General features: G+C 55.1%; 16 protein-coding genes. 7 read left to right on the forward strand and 9 right to left on the reverse strand.

From position 1 onward, the window contains the following. Positions 1-155: 155 nt before the first annotated feature. The 3 genes from M1D91_RS23185 to M1D91_RS23195 form a co-directional block, all read right to left on the reverse strand. Positions 156-3,227 (reverse strand): beta-galactosidase, encoded by a 3,072-nt coding sequence (locus M1D91_RS23185; RefSeq protein ID WP_437433044.1) that lies wholly within the window; start codon positions 3,225-3,227, stop codon positions 156-158. Between the two features lie 145 nt (positions 3,228-3,372). Next, positions 3,373-4,449, reverse strand: coding sequence for a LacI family DNA-binding transcriptional regulator (locus M1D91_RS23190; protein ID WP_437433045.1), 1,077 nt, complete (start codon positions 4,447-4,449; stop codon positions 3,373-3,375). 199 nt (positions 4,450-4,648) lie between these two features. Beyond that, positions 4,649-5,584 (reverse strand): LysR family transcriptional regulator, encoded by a 936-nt coding sequence (locus M1D91_RS23195; RefSeq protein ID WP_437433046.1) that lies wholly within the window; start codon positions 5,582-5,584, stop codon positions 4,649-4,651. A 207-nt stretch (positions 5,585-5,791) separates the two neighbouring features. Between M1D91_RS23195 and nfsB the strand changes: the two genes are divergently transcribed. Further along, the gene (gene nfsB, locus M1D91_RS23200; RefSeq protein WP_437433109.1) at positions 5,792-6,445 is read left to right on the forward strand and encodes an oxygen-insensitive NAD(P)H nitroreductase; all 654 of its coding nucleotides are present in this window, start codon (positions 5,792-5,794) and stop codon (positions 6,443-6,445) included. Positions 6,446-6,512: 67 nt separating this feature from the next. On the opposite strand, the gene M1D91_RS23205 is transcribed toward nfsB, so the two are convergent. Beyond that, on the reverse strand, positions 6,513-7,457 hold the full coding sequence (locus M1D91_RS23205; RefSeq protein WP_437433047.1) for a LacI family DNA-binding transcriptional regulator: 945 nt from the start codon (positions 7,455-7,457) through the stop codon (positions 6,513-6,515). Positions 7,458-7,751: 294 nt separating this feature from the next. Here M1D91_RS23205 and M1D91_RS23210 point away from each other — a divergent pair, with 294 nt between their 5' ends. The 6 genes from M1D91_RS23210 to M1D91_RS23235 all read left to right on the forward strand — a co-directional run bounded on the left by M1D91_RS23210 (position 7,752) and on the right by M1D91_RS23235 (position 14,035). After that, positions 7,752-8,066 (forward strand): PTS sugar transporter subunit IIB, encoded by a 315-nt coding sequence (locus M1D91_RS23210; RefSeq protein WP_437433048.1) that lies wholly within the window; start codon positions 7,752-7,754, stop codon positions 8,064-8,066. Positions 8,067-8,077: 11 nt separating this feature from the next. Beyond that, on the forward strand, positions 8,078-9,406 hold the full coding sequence (locus tag M1D91_RS23215) for a PTS sugar transporter subunit IIC (RefSeq protein WP_437433049.1): 1,329 nt from the start codon (positions 8,078-8,080) through the stop codon (positions 9,404-9,406). Between the two features lie 14 nt (positions 9,407-9,420). Then, positions 9,421-10,809, forward strand: a complete 1,389-nt coding sequence (locus M1D91_RS23220) for a glycoside hydrolase family 1 protein (RefSeq protein ID WP_437433050.1) — start codon at positions 9,421-9,423, stop codon at positions 10,807-10,809. Between the two features lie 6 nt (positions 10,810-10,815). Then, complete coding sequence (locus M1D91_RS23225) at positions 10,816-11,118, forward strand: PTS lactose/cellobiose transporter subunit IIA (protein ID WP_437433110.1); 303 nt, start codon at positions 10,816-10,818, stop codon at positions 11,116-11,118. Between the two features lie 148 nt (positions 11,119-11,266). Next, the gene (locus M1D91_RS23230) at positions 11,267-12,646 is read left to right on the forward strand and encodes a carbohydrate porin (RefSeq protein WP_437433051.1); all 1,380 of its coding nucleotides are present in this window, start codon (positions 11,267-11,269) and stop codon (positions 12,644-12,646) included. Positions 12,647-13,129: 483 nt separating this feature from the next. Next, entirely contained in the window at positions 13,130-14,035 is a 906-nt protein-coding gene (locus tag M1D91_RS23235; RefSeq protein WP_437433052.1) for an EamA family transporter, read from the forward strand. 135 nt (positions 14,036-14,170) lie between these two features. Here M1D91_RS23235 and nepI read toward each other — a convergent pair whose 3' ends face one another. From nepI to ivbL, 5 genes are all read right to left on the reverse strand, one after another. Next, complete coding sequence (nepI, locus tag M1D91_RS23240) at positions 14,171-15,352, reverse strand: purine ribonucleoside efflux pump NepI (RefSeq protein ID WP_437433053.1); 1,182 nt, start codon at positions 15,350-15,352, stop codon at positions 14,171-14,173. A 109-nt stretch (positions 15,353-15,461) separates the two neighbouring features. Continuing rightward, on the reverse strand, positions 15,462-15,914 hold the full coding sequence (locus tag M1D91_RS23245) for a DUF1198 domain-containing protein (RefSeq protein ID WP_437433054.1): 453 nt from the start codon (positions 15,912-15,914) through the stop codon (positions 15,462-15,464). A gap of 176 nt (positions 15,915-16,090) precedes the next feature. Then, on the reverse strand, positions 16,091-16,381 hold the full coding sequence (ilvN, locus tag M1D91_RS23250; RefSeq protein ID WP_437433055.1) for an acetolactate synthase small subunit: 291 nt from the start codon (positions 16,379-16,381) through the stop codon (positions 16,091-16,093). A gap of 3 nt (positions 16,382-16,384) precedes the next feature. Beyond that, complete coding sequence (gene ilvB, locus M1D91_RS23255) at positions 16,385-18,070, reverse strand: acetolactate synthase large subunit (protein ID WP_437433056.1); 1,686 nt, start codon at positions 18,068-18,070, stop codon at positions 16,385-16,387. A gap of 104 nt (positions 18,071-18,174) precedes the next feature. Next, complete coding sequence (ivbL, locus tag M1D91_RS23260) at positions 18,175-18,273, reverse strand: ilvB operon leader peptide IvbL (RefSeq protein ID WP_103281084.1); 99 nt, start codon at positions 18,271-18,273, stop codon at positions 18,175-18,177. Positions 18,274-18,533: the final 260 nt, after the last annotated feature.

The raw sequence follows: 18,533 nt of genomic DNA on the forward strand, positions 1-18,533 counted from the left end.
TTAAGGTAATGTTAACCTTCAATAAAAAATAATATGCCTTTGATATTAATGGATTATTTATAATTTGTGAGCGAAGAACAATTTATTGTAGTGTTGATGTGGGTCAGCGGGGCGATGGCGGCACAAGGGCCGCCATCGACTGACGAAGGGTGAGATTAACGACGCGTCCAGCACAGGCTGTAGTGGTAGTGCGGCTGTTGCAGCAAATACTCTTCAGACACGCTCGGGCTCCAGGAGTCGTCCCCGCCGATGCCCATATGGAAACCATCAATGTTCAGCCAGCTGCCCGGCTCTTCTTCCAGCAGGTGGCGGTGCGAGGTGTCACGCAACTGGGCCTGGCTGTAACGGCTGAGGTTGAACTGAAAATCGCCGGACCAGCAGTTTTCAGCGTATTCGAGGCGCGTCGTGCCGCAGCGCAGGCCGTTTTCGCTCGGGAAAACGTACGGGGTATACATTTCCGCTAACGGGCGCTGCCAGAGATCGTAGCGCGCTGAGTGACGGCGATCCGGGTAGTTTTCATGCGGACCCAGGCCCAGCCAGCTAACCTGTGACGCCACGTCCGCCAGCTGGCATGTCAGTCCGATACGCGCCGGAGGAGGCGTCCCCTGTGCAACGTCAACCTCCACATTGATCCGCAGCTCGCCCTGGCTATCAATTTCGTACGTTTTACGGCTAATAAATAGCAGCTTTCCGTGCCCCAGCCAGTGATGCACCGAACGCAGTTGCACTGAATGGGCCAGCGCGTCGGCATGCAGGCTCACCAGATGAGAGGTCATCGCATAATGACCGGCGGCTTTCCAGCGTTCTACCCAGGCGTTCGGGTCGATACGAGTGACTTCGCTGACGCCAATGTCGTTATCAAGTGGCGCACGTGTGAACTGATCCTGAAGCGGAGCCAACAGCAGGTTATGCCCGCGGCTGATCCATTGGGTCAGCAGGCCGCTGGCCCTGTCAAACTGCCAGCGCTCGTCGCCATGCTGAACCTCATAGCCTGTATCATTGCTCCTTAACAACGGCGCGCTGCCTTCGATGGACTCAGGCTCACCGGACAGTATGCCAGGCAATTGCCACTGCTCGCTGGCACAGAGATGGTTCGCATCGCTCCAGGCCGTGGCGGCAACCTGGCGCACCTCCACATTCAGCCAAAGCTGACCGCTACGGGTGACGGTCGGCAGATCCAGAGTGAACGTCTGCTGACCCTGCGGCGGGATAGCGAGGGCCATATCACCGCTGGCGAGGGATTCGCCATCCAGCTTAAGCGACCAGAACAGCTGTTCGTTATCGGTGGAACGGAACAGATACTCGCTGGTGACCTCCAGCTGGTTACCCGCCAGCCAGCGGAACTGGAAAAACTGCTGCGCGTGACGTGCTTCATACAGCGAAGGGTGCGGCGTGCGATCGGCGAACACCAGGCCATCCATGCAGAACTGGCGATCGTTCGGCGTGTCACCAAAGTCGCCGCCGTAGGCCGAGAAGACAGTGCCATTCTCATCACGTTTGTTCAGTGACTGGTCTACCCAGTCCCAGACGAATCCGCCCTGCAGTCGCGGATACTGGCGGAAGGCCTGCCAGTACTTATGGTACCCCCCGAGGCTATTGCCCATGGCATGGGCATACTCGCAGAGGATCAGCGGGCGGGTCTCTTCGGGCATGCCAACCCACTTTTTAATTGACCATTTTGGTACCTGAGGGAAGGGCTGGTCCTGGTCGACACGAGCATACATCGGGCAAATGATGTCAGTGGCCGGGCTGTTGGCACCGCCGCCTTCGTACTGCACCGGGCGCGTCGGATCGTTGGATTTGATCCAGCGATAGAGCGCGTCATGATTGTCACCGTGACCCGACTCGTTGCCCAGCGACCAGATAATAATCGACGGATGGTTACGATCGCGCAGCACCATGCGGGTAACGCGTTCGATCATGGCCGGGAGCCAGCGCGGATCGTTGCTCAGGCGGTTCATCGGCACCATGCCGTGGGTTTCAATATTGGCTTCATCCACCACATACAAACCATATTCATCGCACAGCCGGTACCACTGCGGGTGGTTCGGGTAGTGGGAGCAGCGGACGGCGTTAAAGTTGTTCTGCTTCATCAGCAGGATATCCTGGCGCATCGTCCCGATATCCATCACTTGGCCGTTGTCCGGGTGATGCTCATGACGGTTCACGCCGCGAACCAGGATCGGCTGGCCGTTAACCTTCAGCAAACCGCCGCTGATTTCCACCTTTCTGAAGCCGGTATCGTAGGCTTCCGCCTCAATAAGCGCGCCCGCCTGCTTCAGCAGCACCACGGTGCGGTAAAGGGTGGGGACTTCCGCACTCCAGAGCGCCGGTTTTTCTACCGCCATGCACAGGGTGGTGCGATCCTCATAGCGGCCGCGTTCGTCAATAATCTCACTCTTAAGAGGCTGCTCTGCTTCGGTCACCAGCTCATCGCCGCGCCACAGCTGCACCGCCACGTGCGTGTCATCGCTAATCTCACCTTCGACCACAACCTGCGTTTCAAGGGTGGCTCGAGTGAAATCGTCGTTAAGGTGCGTGGCGATCTGTACATTCGCCAGACGCGTGTCAGGTTTATGCAACAGGGTAACGTCGCGGAAAATACCGCTCATGCGCCACATGTCCTGGTCTTCCAGGTAGGTACCATCACTCCAGCGCAGCACCATCACCGCCAGACGGTTCTCCCCGGCGACCAGCACCTGGCTAAGATCAAACTCCGAGGGCAGGCGGCTGTCCTGAGCGTAGCCAATCCACTGTCCGTTACACCACAGATGGAACGCCGAATTTACGCCATCGAGGATAATGCGGGTTTGCCCCTTCTCAAGCCAGGCAGGGTTGACATTAAATGTGAGCGAGTAACAACCGGTCGGATTTTCCTTTGGAACAAAAGGAGGATTAACCGGGATTGGGTAGGTTACGTTGGTATAAATTGGCGCGTCGTAGCCTGCCATCTGCCAGTTAGACGGGACTTCAATGCTCTGTGCGTCGGGCAGATCCTGCTCCAGCCAGCTTTCCGGTACCGCTTCAGGCTGCGTAAAATAGCTAAATTGCCAGCGTCCGTTAAGGATTTGTCTGGCGGGCGACAGGTTATTCAGGCGGCTATCCTCAGCCGTGCGCCAGCTGGAAAATGGCGGATGAGCAGCCAGGATATTAAGCTGGGTGACGGCGGGGTTTTCCCAGTCGCGGCGGGCAAGCACAGCGGCTAAAGATAGCGGATTCTGACACATAGTCTGGGTTCCTTGTTTAATTTTGTTATTCGCTCACAATTTAAATTACTATGCGAAGATACCCGAAGTTTGTAAAGCCCCATCACAGGATAAGGTGATGGGATTCACAATTAAAATGCCCCGGCGGTGGGGCTGTAAGGAGGGGTTATTTCAGGCGAGCGACCTGGCGGGCCAGACGTGCTAACTCTTCGGAAAGATGCTGCGGCGAGATGGCTTCCGATTGCGGTTTGCTCGTGGTTTTACGCTCAATCAGGCTCACCGGCAGCAGCTCCGAGGCGGTCTCTTTCCCTTCAATTAAGGCCAGCAGACGCTCGGTGCTCACCTTACCCAGCGTTTTAAAGTCCTGCTTAATGGTGGTGAGTGGTGGCGTAAAGCAGGCGCTGTCTTCAGTGTCATCGTAACCGACAACCGACACCGCACTCGGCACCGCCAGGCCAAACTCCGAAAGTGCGCGCAACGTCCCAAGGGCCATCTGATCGTTGGCCACCAGAATGGCGGTCGGGATGATCCCTTCATTCAGGAGACGGGTCACGTGCTGATAGCCAGAAAGCGAACTCCAGTCGCCGTGCATCACCGCCACGGGTTCGAGTTGATGAGCAGCCAGATATTGCAGCCAGCCTTCGTAGCGCAGGCGCGCAGAGATTGAGCTTTGCGGCCCGGCCAGCAGGGCAATCTGCTGATGCCCGAGCGCCACCAGATGCTCCACACCAAGCCTCGCCCCCATCAGCGGGTCGAAGACAATATGGTGCATCTCGCTAGAGGGAGAGGCATCGAGAAACAGCACTGGAATGGCGCCGCACAGTCGCATAATTTCCTGGGTGTGCTCGTCTTCCATAGGAATGTTGACCAGGATGCCGTCCACACGCTGAGACAGCAGCTGGTTGACGGCTGTTTTAGTGGCTTCCAGCCCCGGCTTCTCGGTCATGGATATCACCACATTGAAGTGTAACTCACTGGCACGCGATTTCACCGCTGCCACAATCTGCGACGGTGCATGCAGGGCCAAATTGCTAGTGGCAAAACCGAGCGTATGGCTCAGTTTGCCAGCAAGTTGCTGCGCCATACGGTTAGGAATGTAGTTCAGCGCATCCATCGCTGCTTCAACCTTAAGGCGTGTCTTCTGTGAGACATGGGCGGCACGGTTGATGACCCGGGAGACGGTCTGGTAAGAAACGTTGGCATTTTCGGCCACGTCGTAGAGGGTTACAGACTTCGGTTTCATGCCGGGAATCCTTGCCATTCATCGTTATGAAGATGTCCGCCTGGCGGCGAAAATAACACGGAATATCATAACATCAGTCGGCTAAGGGCAGTAGATTGACAACGTGACGCGTACCTAATTCTGGCCTGAAAATAGCGCCTGTTGTCCACAGGCAATCATCCGTTTACGCCATATCGATTCGGATATGCTGATGCGATAATTAGCGCGGTGAGCGAAAGAGAGACAGCGTTTTAAGCTGCGCGGTTATCGCACGCAGCGGCTCGCGTAGCGTGCTGTGCAGCTGACGAATCGCCAAGGAGAACTGCTTACGGTGCGGGCAAATCAGGTTCAGCGGTGCCGCCTCACCAGGCTGCTCCGGCAGGAGCACCTCAAGACGGCCAGCCTGCACATCCTCACTGATATCAATCCAGGATTTATAAACTATCCCCATGCCATCGATGGCCCACCGGCGGGCAACGTCGGCGTCATCGCACAGCATCCGGCTTTTTACAATCAGCTGGCGACGCATCCCGTCCTGCGGAAAACTCCATTTGTCATAGACGTGGCTGTTCATGGTGAACAGCAGGCAGTGATGGTTAACGATATCGTCGAGGGTCTGCGGCCTGCCATGTTTCGCCAGGTAAGCGGGGGAGGCCGCCAGTACCCGGCGGTTATCTTCCGCCAGCGGCAGTGCCACGTAGCTGCTGTTATCCAGCACGCCATAACGAATGGCGATATCCACCGGATCGCGAAAGACATCGCTGATCTGGTCCGAGAGCGATAAGCGCAGCGAAATTTTTGGATGCTGTTCGCAAAAACGGGTAATGAGCGGTAACAGCACGTTGCGGCCAATATCTGAAGGTACCGCCACGCGCAATTCCCCCTGGAGGTCATCTTCACTGCTGTGCAGGCTTTCCGCACCTGCCTGCACCACGGCGAGCATCTCCTGTGCGAAAGGCAGGTACTTTTCCCCTTCTGACGTCAGACGCAGGCTGCGGGTGGAGCGCACAAACAGGCGTTTGTCGAGCGTGCGCTCCAGCCGATGGACGGCAGCACTGACCTGCCCCGGCAGCAGGCCTGCTTCCCGCGCCGCACTGGAAAAACTGCCCAGCGCGGCAGAACGAACGAATAAGGTGACATCTTCCAGGCGGATCATGACGGCTCCCTCGCCGGATCATAAGAAGCCTCTTTTGTGCCAGAAAACGTCCGCGCCGCACAGAGGGAACGGCGTTATTTTCACTGCGGGTGTGAAAGTGCTGCTTAATCAGGGCAATTTATCTCACCGTCGTTTGCGTTTATTCTCGGCACACCAGACGGGGCGGTACGCCCCTCGATTTTTCATTTTTGCGCCAGGAGAGAGATGATGACTTTAGATGATGCAGTGGTTGCCCGTCATACCGTGAAGGCTTTTGAACCCGGGAAAACGCTACCCCAGGATCTGATTGATACCCTGCTGAACGTGCTGCATAACAGCCCTTCCTCGGTGAACTCCCAGCCGTGGCATTTTGTGGTTGCCTCCACCGTAGAAGGCCGCGCCGCCATCGCGAAATCCACCGCCGGCGCCTTTATTTATAACGAACCTAAAGTGCTGAATGCGTCCCATGTGATTGCGCTCTGCATGCGTACCGACATCACTGAGGAGCATCTGCAAAACGTGCTCGCTCAGGAGAGTGAGGATGGCCGTTTCGTGGCGGACGGTGCGCAGGCCGGTCAGGACAAGAGCCGTCGCTCCTATGTGGATATGCACCGCTATGAATCACGTGATGTGCCGCAGTGGATGGAAAAGCAGGTTTATCTGGCCCTTGGGGGCCTGCTGCTGGGTGCCGCCATGCTGGGTATTGACGCCACACCGATGGAGGGGTTTGATCAGCGCGAGCTTGACCTGTCTCTTGGCCTGCGTGAAAAAGGGCTGACCAGCGTAGTGCTGGTATCCCTGGGATATCGCAGCGAGAAAGATTTCAACGCAGCACTGCCAAAGTCCCGCCTGCCGCGTGAAGCGGTGTTTACCTTTATTTAAAGACTGTTTGTCGGGGGGCATTCTGCCCAGCAAAACAAAAGCCTCCTGATGGAGGCTTTTTTCAGGGTTAGCGCTCAGGAATAATCAGATCCCCGCGCACCACGCAGGCACCCAGCACGCTTTTGGTTTTTTCATTCAGCCATGCCACGATGCGCGCTGCCATAGCATCCATGGAGTACTCAATCGCCGGAATTTTCGGAATACCCGGCAGATGCAGCGAACCAGCCAGACTAAAGACCATGATGTCGCCCGGAACCGATTTATTAAATGCCTGCAACTGCGGGATCACGCGCTGGGCCTCTTGTTCATCGGCCACCAGCAACGCATTGAAATTCAATGTTGTCGCGTTATTGAGCAGCACCTGGAGCGCCACCGATGACGAGGTGTCATCCATAAACACGAGGTTTCGGTTAAACGGCAGGAAATTGTTTTCCAGCGCGTGCTTATAACCGAGCAGCACCTGGTCGGCAGAACCACGGGCATCGGGGTGGATCAGCGCGATTTGCCGACGTCCCTGACTAATCAGGAAATTACAGGCCGTCTCGGCGGCGAAGGCGTGATCAAACTGGATACTGTTTGGCGTGTCAGCTTCGGCACAATCCACCAGAATGACGTTTTCCTCGTTAATATCGAGCGGGAAACGCGCACCAATGATCAGGATGTCATCGCACAAACCGCAGGTGAGCTCGTCCAGGGCATTCATCACGCCCGCTTTGGTATTTGCAAAGCGCAGCAGCAGGTGTTTTTGGCTCTGACTGAGGTGTTTTTCCAGCGCGTAGAGATAGCCGGTTGTCTGGTTAATGTTTTCCTGAGCGCAAATAACGCCGATGCAGCCTGTTGACTGGCTGAGTAAGGACTGGGCAATCACATTGGGCCGGTAATTCAACTCATCAACCGCTTTCAGTACGGCGAGGCGACTGGCTTCCTTAACCCCGCGCGAACCACTCAACACCCGTGAGACTGTGGCTTTCGACACCCCAGCTAAACGTGATACATCGTTGATTGTAGACATCTTTCTCCCCTGGCAGGCGACATGCTCGCGCCTGCAAAAACCAAGTACCACAACGGCTCATAATATAACCATTCGCAGTATATCCTTTTCTTTTTTTCATGGAAACCGATTTTCCGTTTTGCCGCTTTGCTATCAAAAAGCCGCCCAATTCCGTGAGCTGAATCCAGAAAAAAGAGCTTATATGATCGAGACTTTGATGACTATCACACTTCCTTTGCGATCAAATGGAAACCGGTTTCCATATGTTATCCAATCATCTCCGCAATAACTTTTTACATTCGAGGATGGTCAACGATGTTCAGGATTATGTTGTGTTGCTCCGCAGGGATGTCCACCAGCCTGCTGGTGAGAAAAATGTTGGATGAGGCGAAGGAGCGGAATTTACCGGTCGAGATCGACGCCTTTGGCGTTGCCGAGTTTGATATGCAATTCCCGCGATACCAGGTTGTGCTTCTCGGACCGCAAGTGAAATATATGTTAAACACGCTGTCAGAAAAGGCCGCTGCCGCCGGCATCCCCGTGCAGCCCATCAATCCGATGGACTACGGAATGCAGCGTGGCGATAAAGTTCTGGACTATGCCCTGTCGCTTATTGAAGCGGCGCACTAAAAGGTGAACCCATGAGTTCGTTATATCAGTCTATGATTGGCGTTATTGAGCAGTCCATTACTCCGCTGGCGGGCAAGCTGGGACAGCAGAAATACGTTATCGCCATTCGCGACGGCTTCACGGCCGCGCTGCCGTTCATGATCATCGGCTCGTTTATGCTGGTCTTTATTTTCCCGCCGTTCTCGCCGGATACCACCAATGGTTTTGCCCGTGCCTGGCTGGATTTTTCCACGCAGTACCGTGAACAACTGATGTTGCCGTTTAACCTCAGCATGGGCGTGATGACATTCTTTATCTCGGTGGGGATTGGCGCCAGTCTGGGTCGTCAGTTCAGTCTGGATCCGGTGATGACCGGTTTGCTGGCGTTTATGGCATTTCTGCTGGTGGCTGCGCCCTATCATGAAGGGCAGATTTCAACGCAATATCTCTCCGGTCAGGGCATCTTTACTGCACTACTGACGGCAATTTACTCCGCTCGCGTTTACGCCTGGCTCAAGCAGCACAACATCACCATCAAGCTGCCAAAAGAGGTGCCAACCGGCGTTGCCCGCTCGTTTGAAATTCTTATCCCGGTGCTGGTGATTATCGGTACGCTGCACCCGCTGAACCTGTTCATTGAAGCCCAGACCGGCATGATCCTGCCGCAGGCAATTATGCACCTGCTGGAACCTCTGGTTTCTGCCTCTGACTCCCTGCCAGCGATCCTGCTCTCAGTGCTGTTGTGTCAGATTTTCTGGTTTGCTGGTATCCACGGCTCGCTGATTGTCACCGGCATCATGAACCCTTTCTGGATGGCGAACCTCTCTGCTAACCAGGCGGCCCTGGCCGCAGGTGCGGCACTCCCGCACGTCTATCTGCAGGGTTTCTGGGATCACTACCTGCTGATTGGCGGCGTAGGCTCCACGCTGCCACTGGCCTTCCTGCTGCTGCGCAGTCGCGTGCTGCACCTGCGTACTATCGGCAAGATGGGCGTAGTACCAAGCTTCTTTAACATCAACGAACCGATTCTGTTCGGCGCGCCGATCATCATGAACCCGATGCTGTTCCTGCCGTTCGTCTGCGTCCCGCTGGTGAATGCCGTTCTTGCCTACGGTGCGACCCGTATGGGCTGGCTGGCGCAGGTGGTTTCGCTGACGCCGTGGACGACACCTGCACCTATCGGCGCTTCCTGGGCGGCCAACTGGGCGTTGAGTCCGGTCGTCATGTGCCTGATTTGTATGGTGATGTCTGCCCTGATGTACCTGCCGTTCCTGCGTGCTTATGAGCGCACGCTGATGAAAACGGAAGAACAAAAAGCGCAGACCAGCGCACCGATGGCGGAAACCGTCGGCAGTAACTGAACAAGGAGAGAAGCATGAAATACGCATTTCCTGAACACTTCTGGTGGGGCAGCGCCTGTTCTGCACTCCAGACGGAAGGGGAAAGTTCGCAGGGCGGGAAAAGCGCGACAACCTGGGACGCCTGGTATGCCAGCCAGCCCTGGCGCTTCCACGGTCAGATTGGGCCGCAGGAGACCTCGACCTTCTGCCAGCACTGGCGTCAGGATATCGCTTTGTTAAAACAGCTCAACCACAACAGCTTTCGTACCTCGTTGAGCTGGGCGCGGCTGATTCCCGATGGCACGGGTGAGGTAAACCCACAGGCGGTGGCCTTTTATAACGACGTCATCAATGAGCTGCTGGCGCAGGGGATCACGCCATTTATTACCCTGTTCCACTTCGATATGCCGATGGTAATGCAGGAGAAAGGAGGCTGGGAGAGCCGTGAAGTGGTAGATGCCTTCAGCCGTTACGCGCAGATTTGCTTTGAGCTTTTCGGTGATCGGGTTAATCACTGGTTCACCTTTAACGAGCCGATTGTGCCGGTGGAAGGCGGCTATCTGTATGATTTCCATTACCCGAACGTGGTGGACTTCAAACGGGCTGCTACCGTCGCGTACAACACCGTTCTGGCACATGCCAGCGCTGTTCGGGCATTTCGCGCCGGCCACCACGGCGGTGAAATTGGCATCGTACTGAACCTGACGCCCTCCTATCCGCGCTCGCAGCATCCGGCAGATGTGAAGGCCTCGCACTATGCCGATCTGCTGTTTAACCGCAGCTTTCTCGACCCGGTTTTGCGTGGCGAGTATCCCGCGGATCTGGTGGCGCTGCTCAAAGCATACGACCAGCTTCCCGCCTGTCGGCCAGAAGATGTGGCGCTGATTGCGGAAGGGAAAATCGATCTGTTAGGCATTAACTACTATCAGCCGCGCCGCGTGAAGTGCCGGGAAAATGCGGTTAATCCGGACTCCCCGTTTATGCCCGAATGGCTGTTTGATTATTACGAAATGCCGGGGCGCAAAATGAACCCGTATCGTGGCTGGGAAATATACGAACCCGGTATTTACGATATTCTGGTTAACCTTCGTGATAATTATGGCAACCCGCGCTGCTTTATTTCTGAAAATGGCATGGGCGTCGAAAACGAACAACGCTTTATTGAAAATGGTCAAATAAACGATCAATACCGTATTGCGTTTATTTCCGATCATCTCAAATGGCTACATAAAGGGATCAGTGAGGGATGTAATTGCCTTGGTTACCATATGTGGACATTTATTGATAACTGGTCCTGGTGTAATGCATATAAAAACCGCTACGGTTTTGTGCAATTAGATCTGAAAACCCAACAACGTACCATTAAGAAAAGCGGCGAATGGTTTACTGCCACCGCAGGCAATAATGGTTTTGATGAAGAGTAAATGAAAATGGTCGCATTAGAAGAAGCGGTAATGGAAATTATCGTTAACGCCGGTCAGTCACGCAGCCTGTGCTTTGAAGCCCTGCGTGAGGCCCGTCTGGGTAACTTTACCGAAGCGAATAACTTGCTACGTGAAGCCGACGGTTATTCACGCCAGGCGCATCAGATGCAAACCAAATTGATTGAACAGGATGCCGGGGAAGGCCGGCAGCCTATGACATTAATTATGGTACATGCGCAGGATCATTTAATGACGTCATTACTGGCGCGCGAATTATCGGAGGAGATTATTCATCTTTATCAGCGTTAAGCGTGGAGAAGTGATTACGGTAAATTAGTTTAATCTGTACCCAAATTAAAAATAACAAAATCAGCTTGTTTTGATAAAGGCATGTTGTTCTGTCTCATCAGGACGGGATGGTTATTGTCTGAAAATAACAAACTATACTGAGATAATCATGAAATTAAATAAAACACTTCCAGTGGCGCTGGCGGTTGCGGCTGCACTTTGCTCTGGTTCGGTGATAGCACAAGAATTTACTCAGGAACAAATTGACGCCATCGTCGCGAAAGCGGTGGATAAGGCCCTGGCGGAACGGCAGGCCAAAATGGACGCCGCAATTAACAAAAAAGCGGATGTCATAACGGAACCAGAAACAACGGCACAAACGCCGGATCTGGCCATTCCCTACGGCGTGAAATTCAGCGGCTATGCCCGCTATGGCGCGCATTATCAGACCGGCGATCAGAAATACGTGGGGGTCGACGGCTCTTATAACGGCTCCTCCGCCATTGGTCGTCTGGGCAACGAAGGCAACGGCGGCGAATTCCAGCTGTCCAAAGCCTTCAGGAGTTCGCACGGTGCCATCTGGGACGTCAACGTCATGTTTGACCACTGGGGCGATGAAGTGAACCTGAAAAAAGCCTATGCGGGCGTCACCAACCTGCTGGAATCCAACCCTAATGCCTATTTCTGGGCAGGTCGTGACTTCCACCAGCGTCCGCAGCAGGGCATCAACGACTACTTCTGGATGAACCACGACGGCCAGGGCGCCGGGGTAAAAAACTTCGACATCGGCGGTGTTCAGTTTGACGTCGCTACCGTCGCCTCCGTCGAGTCCTGTAATCCTGAAATGATCGATGAAGGGGATAACCCGTCACGTATCTCCTGTACCGGTGGCTCCGGCACGGGCGATAAAGGTAACTATGCCGTTACCTCAAAAGTGCATGGTATGAAGGTTGGTCCACTGGATCTGGAAATCTACGCCAACTATGGCTTCGACTCCAAAGCTATCGATCGCGATGAGCGTCTCAGAGCCTGGCAGGGCGGCGTGGTCCTGAGCCACACTAACGACAGCGGCGTGAACAAGGTGATTGCCCGTTATTCTGATAACTCAGATAACAGCGTTTACAACAAAACCGACGATTTAACCGCTATTTACGCCAGCTTTGAGGGGTTGCATAAGTTCAGTCGTCAGATGCAGGTGGAGTATCTGCTCGCCTTCCACGACTACGACAACAGCGCGATTAAGACCGACAACCGTAAGAACTATAACGCCATCGTGCGCCCGATGTACTGGTGGAACGATGTTCACTCCACCTGGCTCGAACTGGGCTGGCAGAAAGTCTCTTATGACAATGGCGGCGATAACAATGGCTGGAAAGCGACCCTGTCGCAGAATATCTCTATCGATATGGGGCCGGAATTCCGTCCGATGCTGCGCTTCTACGTAACCGGTGGTGAGGTAGACAATAAGCGCACCGCGCGCGTGAACGGAACAGACGACACCACGCTGGATTCGCTCAACATCGGCGCAATGTGGGAAGCCTGGTTCTGATTGCCTGGCTTCTTTCAGCAGCGCCAGCATTGTGTCATGAAATAAATCTGTGACAGCGATGACTGGGTCCGGCTGAAAATCGACGACGCGTATCCGTAAGGCCGGGGCGCCGCGCAGGGATGCGCGGCGAGGGCGGCTTTACAGGGACGTTTCCTCCGCCCGTCCCCGATAAGCCTGGAGGATTAAGCGTTGTGGACCGCGCAGCGGCGATTTTCGTGGCCGGGAGCCCGGGTCGCCAGGGTGGTGGCGGTGAACCACCCTGGCACGTTCACGGGTTCTGGTGTGACAGAGAAGCAAAGAACATAAGGTGAACGGAATGACCATCATAGCCGCATATTCCCCTCACCCTGACCCTCTCCCCAAAGGGGCGAGGGAATTGTCCCTGCTCGCATTGTAAGCCAGCACAGATGCAACCCCGATCACAATCTGCTTATGCTATGATGCGCGGCTTAATAATAAGCAATCAGCATGGCAGGACTGAAAATGGGTTCCACAAAAAAAGGGATGCTTTACGTACTGGTAGCCGCCGTTTTATGGGGTAGTTCAGGCGTATGTGCGCAGTACATCATGGAGAGAAGTCATATTGATGCCCCCTGGCTGACGATGGTACGTCTGCTCTCTGGCGGCATGGTGCTGCTTATCCTTTCGTTCTTTAACGGCGATAAAATCTTCTCGATTGTTAAAAACCGCAAAGACACCCTGAGCCTGCTCTTTTTCTCGCTGTTTGGCGCGCTGATCGTACAGCTGACCTTCCTGGTCACTATCGAAAAATCTAACGCCGCCACCGCGACCGTGCTGCAATTTCTTTCCCCGACTATCATCGTGATGTGGTTTGCGCTGGTGCGTAAAACCCGGCCCAGCCTGCTGGTTACGGCGGCCATTGGCACCTCGCTGCTGGGTACGTTTTTACTGGTCACGCATGGTAATCCGACTACGCTTGCCGTCTCCACGCAGGCCCTTATCTGGGGTATTGCTTCGGCTTTTTCAGCCGCACTTTATACTACCTACCCCTCAGCGCTGATTGCCCGCTACGGTACGCTGCCGATTGTGGGTTGGAGTATGTTTCTGGCGGGGATGATGATGACGCCGTTCTATGCCGGACGTGGCAATGACTTTGTCATTGATGGCAATCTGGTGATGGCCTTCTTCTACCTGGTGATGATCGGCACTGCCCTGACCTTTAGCCTGTATCTGAAGGGGGCGCAGATGATAGGCGGCTCACGCGCCAGCATTCTGAGCTGTGCCGAACCGCTCAGTAGCGCCCTGCTGTCGGTGGTCCTGCTGGGTATCGCGTTCACCCTGCCGGACTGGCTGGGCACCTTGCTGATTGTTTCGTCCGTGCTGCTGATTTCACTCGATTCGAGAAAGCGCGTTCAGGTTTCTGCCTGAGTTAATCAGAGCGGCATTTTCCCCTCCCCCTGGCCCTCTCCCCAAAGGGGCGAGGGGACTTTCCGTACTCGTATTATTTTTTGGGGTTTCCTCAGCTCTCAGGGTGAGGGCGTCGTCCGTGCTCGCAGCAGAATCTCACTTCACCTTCACTTTGCTCGCCACCAGTAGCGCAGTGAGCAGCATCAGCGAACCTGCCAGCACCAGCGGTGACAGTAACCCCAGGTTATCCAGCGCATACCCACCCACAGCGGCACCACAGGTATTGGCCAGCTGAATCACCGCCACCTGAATTGACCCGGCTTTTTCAGCCTGGTCTGCGAGCGAGCGGGTGATCCACGTCGACCAGCCAACCGGAATCAGCGCAAACGCCAGCCCCCAGACAATGGCTATGCCGGATGCGACAACCTTATCGCTCCCCCACAGAATCAGCACCAGGGCGCTTATCGCCAGAACCAGAGGGGCGCAGGCCAGCGCCAGCTTCACCGAGCGCTTCAGTATATGTGACGAAAACGAGGTGCCCACAAAACTGGCGATACCAAAGCTAAGCAGCACCAGCGTCAGGCCGTCGACGTCGAAGCCAGCCATGTTCATATAAACCGGGCGAATATAGGTAAAGAAGGAGAACTGCCCGGCGAAGGCCATAAAGATGGCGATCATGCCGGCAAACACCCCAGGGCGTTTAAGCAGGCCGAACATATTCTGATGATGTTCCGTCTGCCCCGGCATCGACGGCAACGCCTTCCATACCCAGGCAATGCACAACACCCCCATCAGGGCAGCGCCATTGAACACATGACGCCAGCCGATAATGCCGCCAAGAAAGCTGCCGAGCGGCGCGGCAATCACCAGCGCTATCGATACGGCGCCAAAAATCACCGACAACGCTTTCGGGATGGTGCGCGCAGGCACCAGCCTTAACGTCAGCGAGGCGGACATCGCCCAGAAGCCCCCCAGAGCCAGCCCCAGCAGAGCACGTCCTGTCAGCATCAATGAAAAGTTACTGGCGAACGAGACCAGCAGGCAGGAGAGGGTCAGCAGAATGGAAAAGGCAATCACCACGTAGCGCCTGTCTGTTTTGCCAATAATGTTGGTGATAAACAGACTGGCAAACATAGCGACAAACGCCGTAACGCTTACCGACTGTCCGGCCACCCCTTCAGAAACCCCCAAATCCTGGGCCATTGGCGTGAGCAGGCTGACCGGAAGAAACTCCACGGTAATCAGGCAGGCGACGCAAAACGCTACGGCAAAAACCGCCGACCAGTTGGGGCGGGTGACGCCATTGCTTATGGGCTGCGTAGCGGATGTCTCAATCATTTTTTTGTTACCTGCCGTGGTTTTTGCGTGAAAGTCGCGCAGTGTAACAAACAAAGATGTGATTCATTTAACAGTTTGGCAACTTTTTTGCCGCTTTGCGCAAAAGAGATCAGTGCAGCCAGTGAACCCCTTCTTCGGTGACAAACAGGGTGTTATAGCGCATCTGAAAAGCGTTGAGCTCTGATGTATCAGGATCAAGTTCACGCAGAAAACCCAGCGCAAGTCGGATTTGCGCATCCGTAATCGGGGCGGCCAGGCGGGCTTTTTGCAATAAACGATGCCAGTACTGAAGGTGGCGTTCGCTGCCATCGACGATAAATACCTCCCAGATGAAGAGTACCTGAGCGGCATTTTGCAGATGGGCTTCGTCCGGGCGCGCCAGGTAACGAATGAACTCGCTGCCTGGCGTTTTGCCCATCTGGTCGATCATGGTTTCTACCGGCACGGGCGTGATGGAAAGCCGTTCACTCAGGCGGCGGATTGCCCTGCGCGGCTCAGAGGTTAACACTCTGAATCCAATAATAAAAACAACAATCAGGGTCGCAAGCGTCAACCAAATCATGAAAACTCCTGTGAACTTTTACGGGACATCATAAAAGTAAATCAGGCAAAAAGGACAGCCTTAACCGCAGGTCAGGGATTTTATCGTTGAATGAAAATCGGGCAGAGGAGTGAGGTGAACGGGTGCGCTCATAAAAAGGCCCGGTCAGACCGGGCCAGGGAGGTGAAGTCGGTACTTTATTCGAAGAAGACCGCCAGTTTATTGAACATGCCCGGCGAAGACTGATTGCGTACCACCTGAACCACATCTTCCAGCTTTTCAATCTGACTGATCATCTGCTGTAAGCGCTGGTCGTCATTCACCAGCAGCCAGATTCGGCTCTGTTCACTCTCTTTAATCGGTAAACAGAGAATACCTTCGACGTTGAAAGCGCGACGGGCAAACAGGCCGCACACGTGGGTCATGACACCCGGATGGTTACGCACGGTGAGTTCAAGAATGACGTTGTCAGAATTTGTCTGTTGCATGGCTTATTCCCCCACCATTTCAGTATTTGCCGCACCCGGCGGCACCATCGGATACACTTTTTCATGCGCGTCGATGCGCACATGGATGAGCGCCGGGCCGGGGCGCGAAATGATAGCCTGCAACGCCGCATGCGGGTCGGCCTCGGCGTTCAGATCACAGCTGTGCAGGCCAAAACCGGCGGCAATCTGCATAAAGTTGATCATCCCCGGATAGGTCGCCGCAAAGACGCCCTGCTTATAGAACAGACTCTGCTGCTGATGCACCAGCCCCAGCGCTTCGTTGTTCATCAGGATGATTTTCACATCCAGATTGTTCTCGGCGGCGGTCGCCATCTCCTGAATGTTCATCATCAGGCTGCCGTCCCCGGAGAAGCAGATCACTTTACGGTCCGGGTTAGCCAGCGCCGCGCCAATAGCCGCGGGCAGACCAAAGCCCATGGTGCCCAGGCCGCCGGAGGTCAGCCACTGGCGTGGGCGGTTCAGCGGATAGGCCTGCGCGGTCCACATCTGGTGCTGACCGACGTCGGTAGAAATAATGGCGCTGTCGTCAACACAGGCGGCAACAGCGTTGATCAGCCCATAGTGGCTGAGCGGATCGCCCGCCTGCGGAATGGCAGACGGGAACTCCTGCTGCAACTGGCTGACGGTATTGCGCCAGTCGTCACGCGGCTGGGCTTCAATCTGCGGCAGTAACTGCGCAACCACTTCACCGACATCCCCCTGAATGGCGATATGCGGCTGTTTGATTTTGCCGAACTCGGCGCGGTCGATGTCCACGTGAATGATTTTGGCGTTAGGGCAGAACTGTTCGGTTTTGCCAATCGCCCGGTCATCAAAACGTGCGCCCATAACAATCAGCAAATCAGACTCTTGCAGAATAAAGTTGGTACTACGTGCGCCGTGCATCCCCAGCATCCCCAGCGACAGCGAGTGTGCTTTTGGCAGCACGCCCAGCGCCATTAAGGTCATGGTGGTCGGCAGATTCGCTTTTTCTGCAAGGGCCCGCACCGCTTCGGGTGAATTGATGACGCCCCCACCCAGGTAGAGCACCGGGCGTTTTGCCGCGTTGATCATCGCCGCCGCCTCTTGTACGCGCTGCGGTTCGAATTCCGGGGCGGGTGCTTTCTCGCCAGGTTCAGGCAGCTCGCTCAGTTCGATAGTGGCAGTCTGAACATCTTTAGGAATATCTATCCACACCGGGCCAGGACGGCCGGACTGTGCGATACGGAAAGCATCGCTTACCACCTGCGGCAGCTCGCTGATGTCGCGGACCAGGTAGTTGTGTTTTGTGATGGGGATAGAGATACCGTAAGTGTCGACTTCCTGGAATGCATCGGTGCCAATCATCGAGGCCGGCACCTGGCCTGTAATGCAAATCAGGGGGATGGAGTCCAGGCGCGCATCAGCAATGGCGGTTACCAGGTTGGTGGCACCCGGTCCGCTACAGGCGATACAGACGCCCGGTTTGCCCTGAGTACGGGCCATGCCCTGCGCGATAAACCCGGCGCCTTGCTCATGACGCGCCAGAACGTGGCGGATTTGCGTGCTCTGGCTTAACGCATCGTATAAAGGGAGAACCGTGCCGCCGGGAATGCCGGTGACCGTAGTGATCCCCTGACGTTCCAGTAAATGAACGATCAGCTGCGCGCCGGTAAAGCGTGTTGTAGAAGTTGTGCCCGAACTTGCCATGCTCCAGTCCTTTTCTTCTGGGCCGACTTTCCGGGCTGGTTAAAACAGAAAACCCCGCCCGGTTTGCGCCGGCGGGGTTTTGGAATCGTGTGTTGTTCCAGTCCCTACGGCGCGTTGCCGACGACCACCACCACACGCACGACGACCACCGCGGCGTTGTGCGCGGTTTTTAGTAGGTTCATCGTCATAGTGGAAGCGTTCATTTAGGAACTCGTGTCTGAATGATTAACAGGATTTATACAACCACAGGAAACCCTTTTGAACAACCGGTTTTTATGGCCCGCAAAGAAAGTGGGCTACCGGTCACATTTCATCTGTCAGTTCATGAAAACAAAAAACCCCGCCGGAGCGAGGTTTTTAGCCAGGTTTTCGCGGGTGGTAACCGCAAAGCACACTGTGTTACGTCAACAGTGAAACTATACGATTAATTCATCTTGTACGCAATTTCAGCGCGCAATTCAGG

This window comes from Enterobacter sp. SA197 (assembly GCF_054131575.1).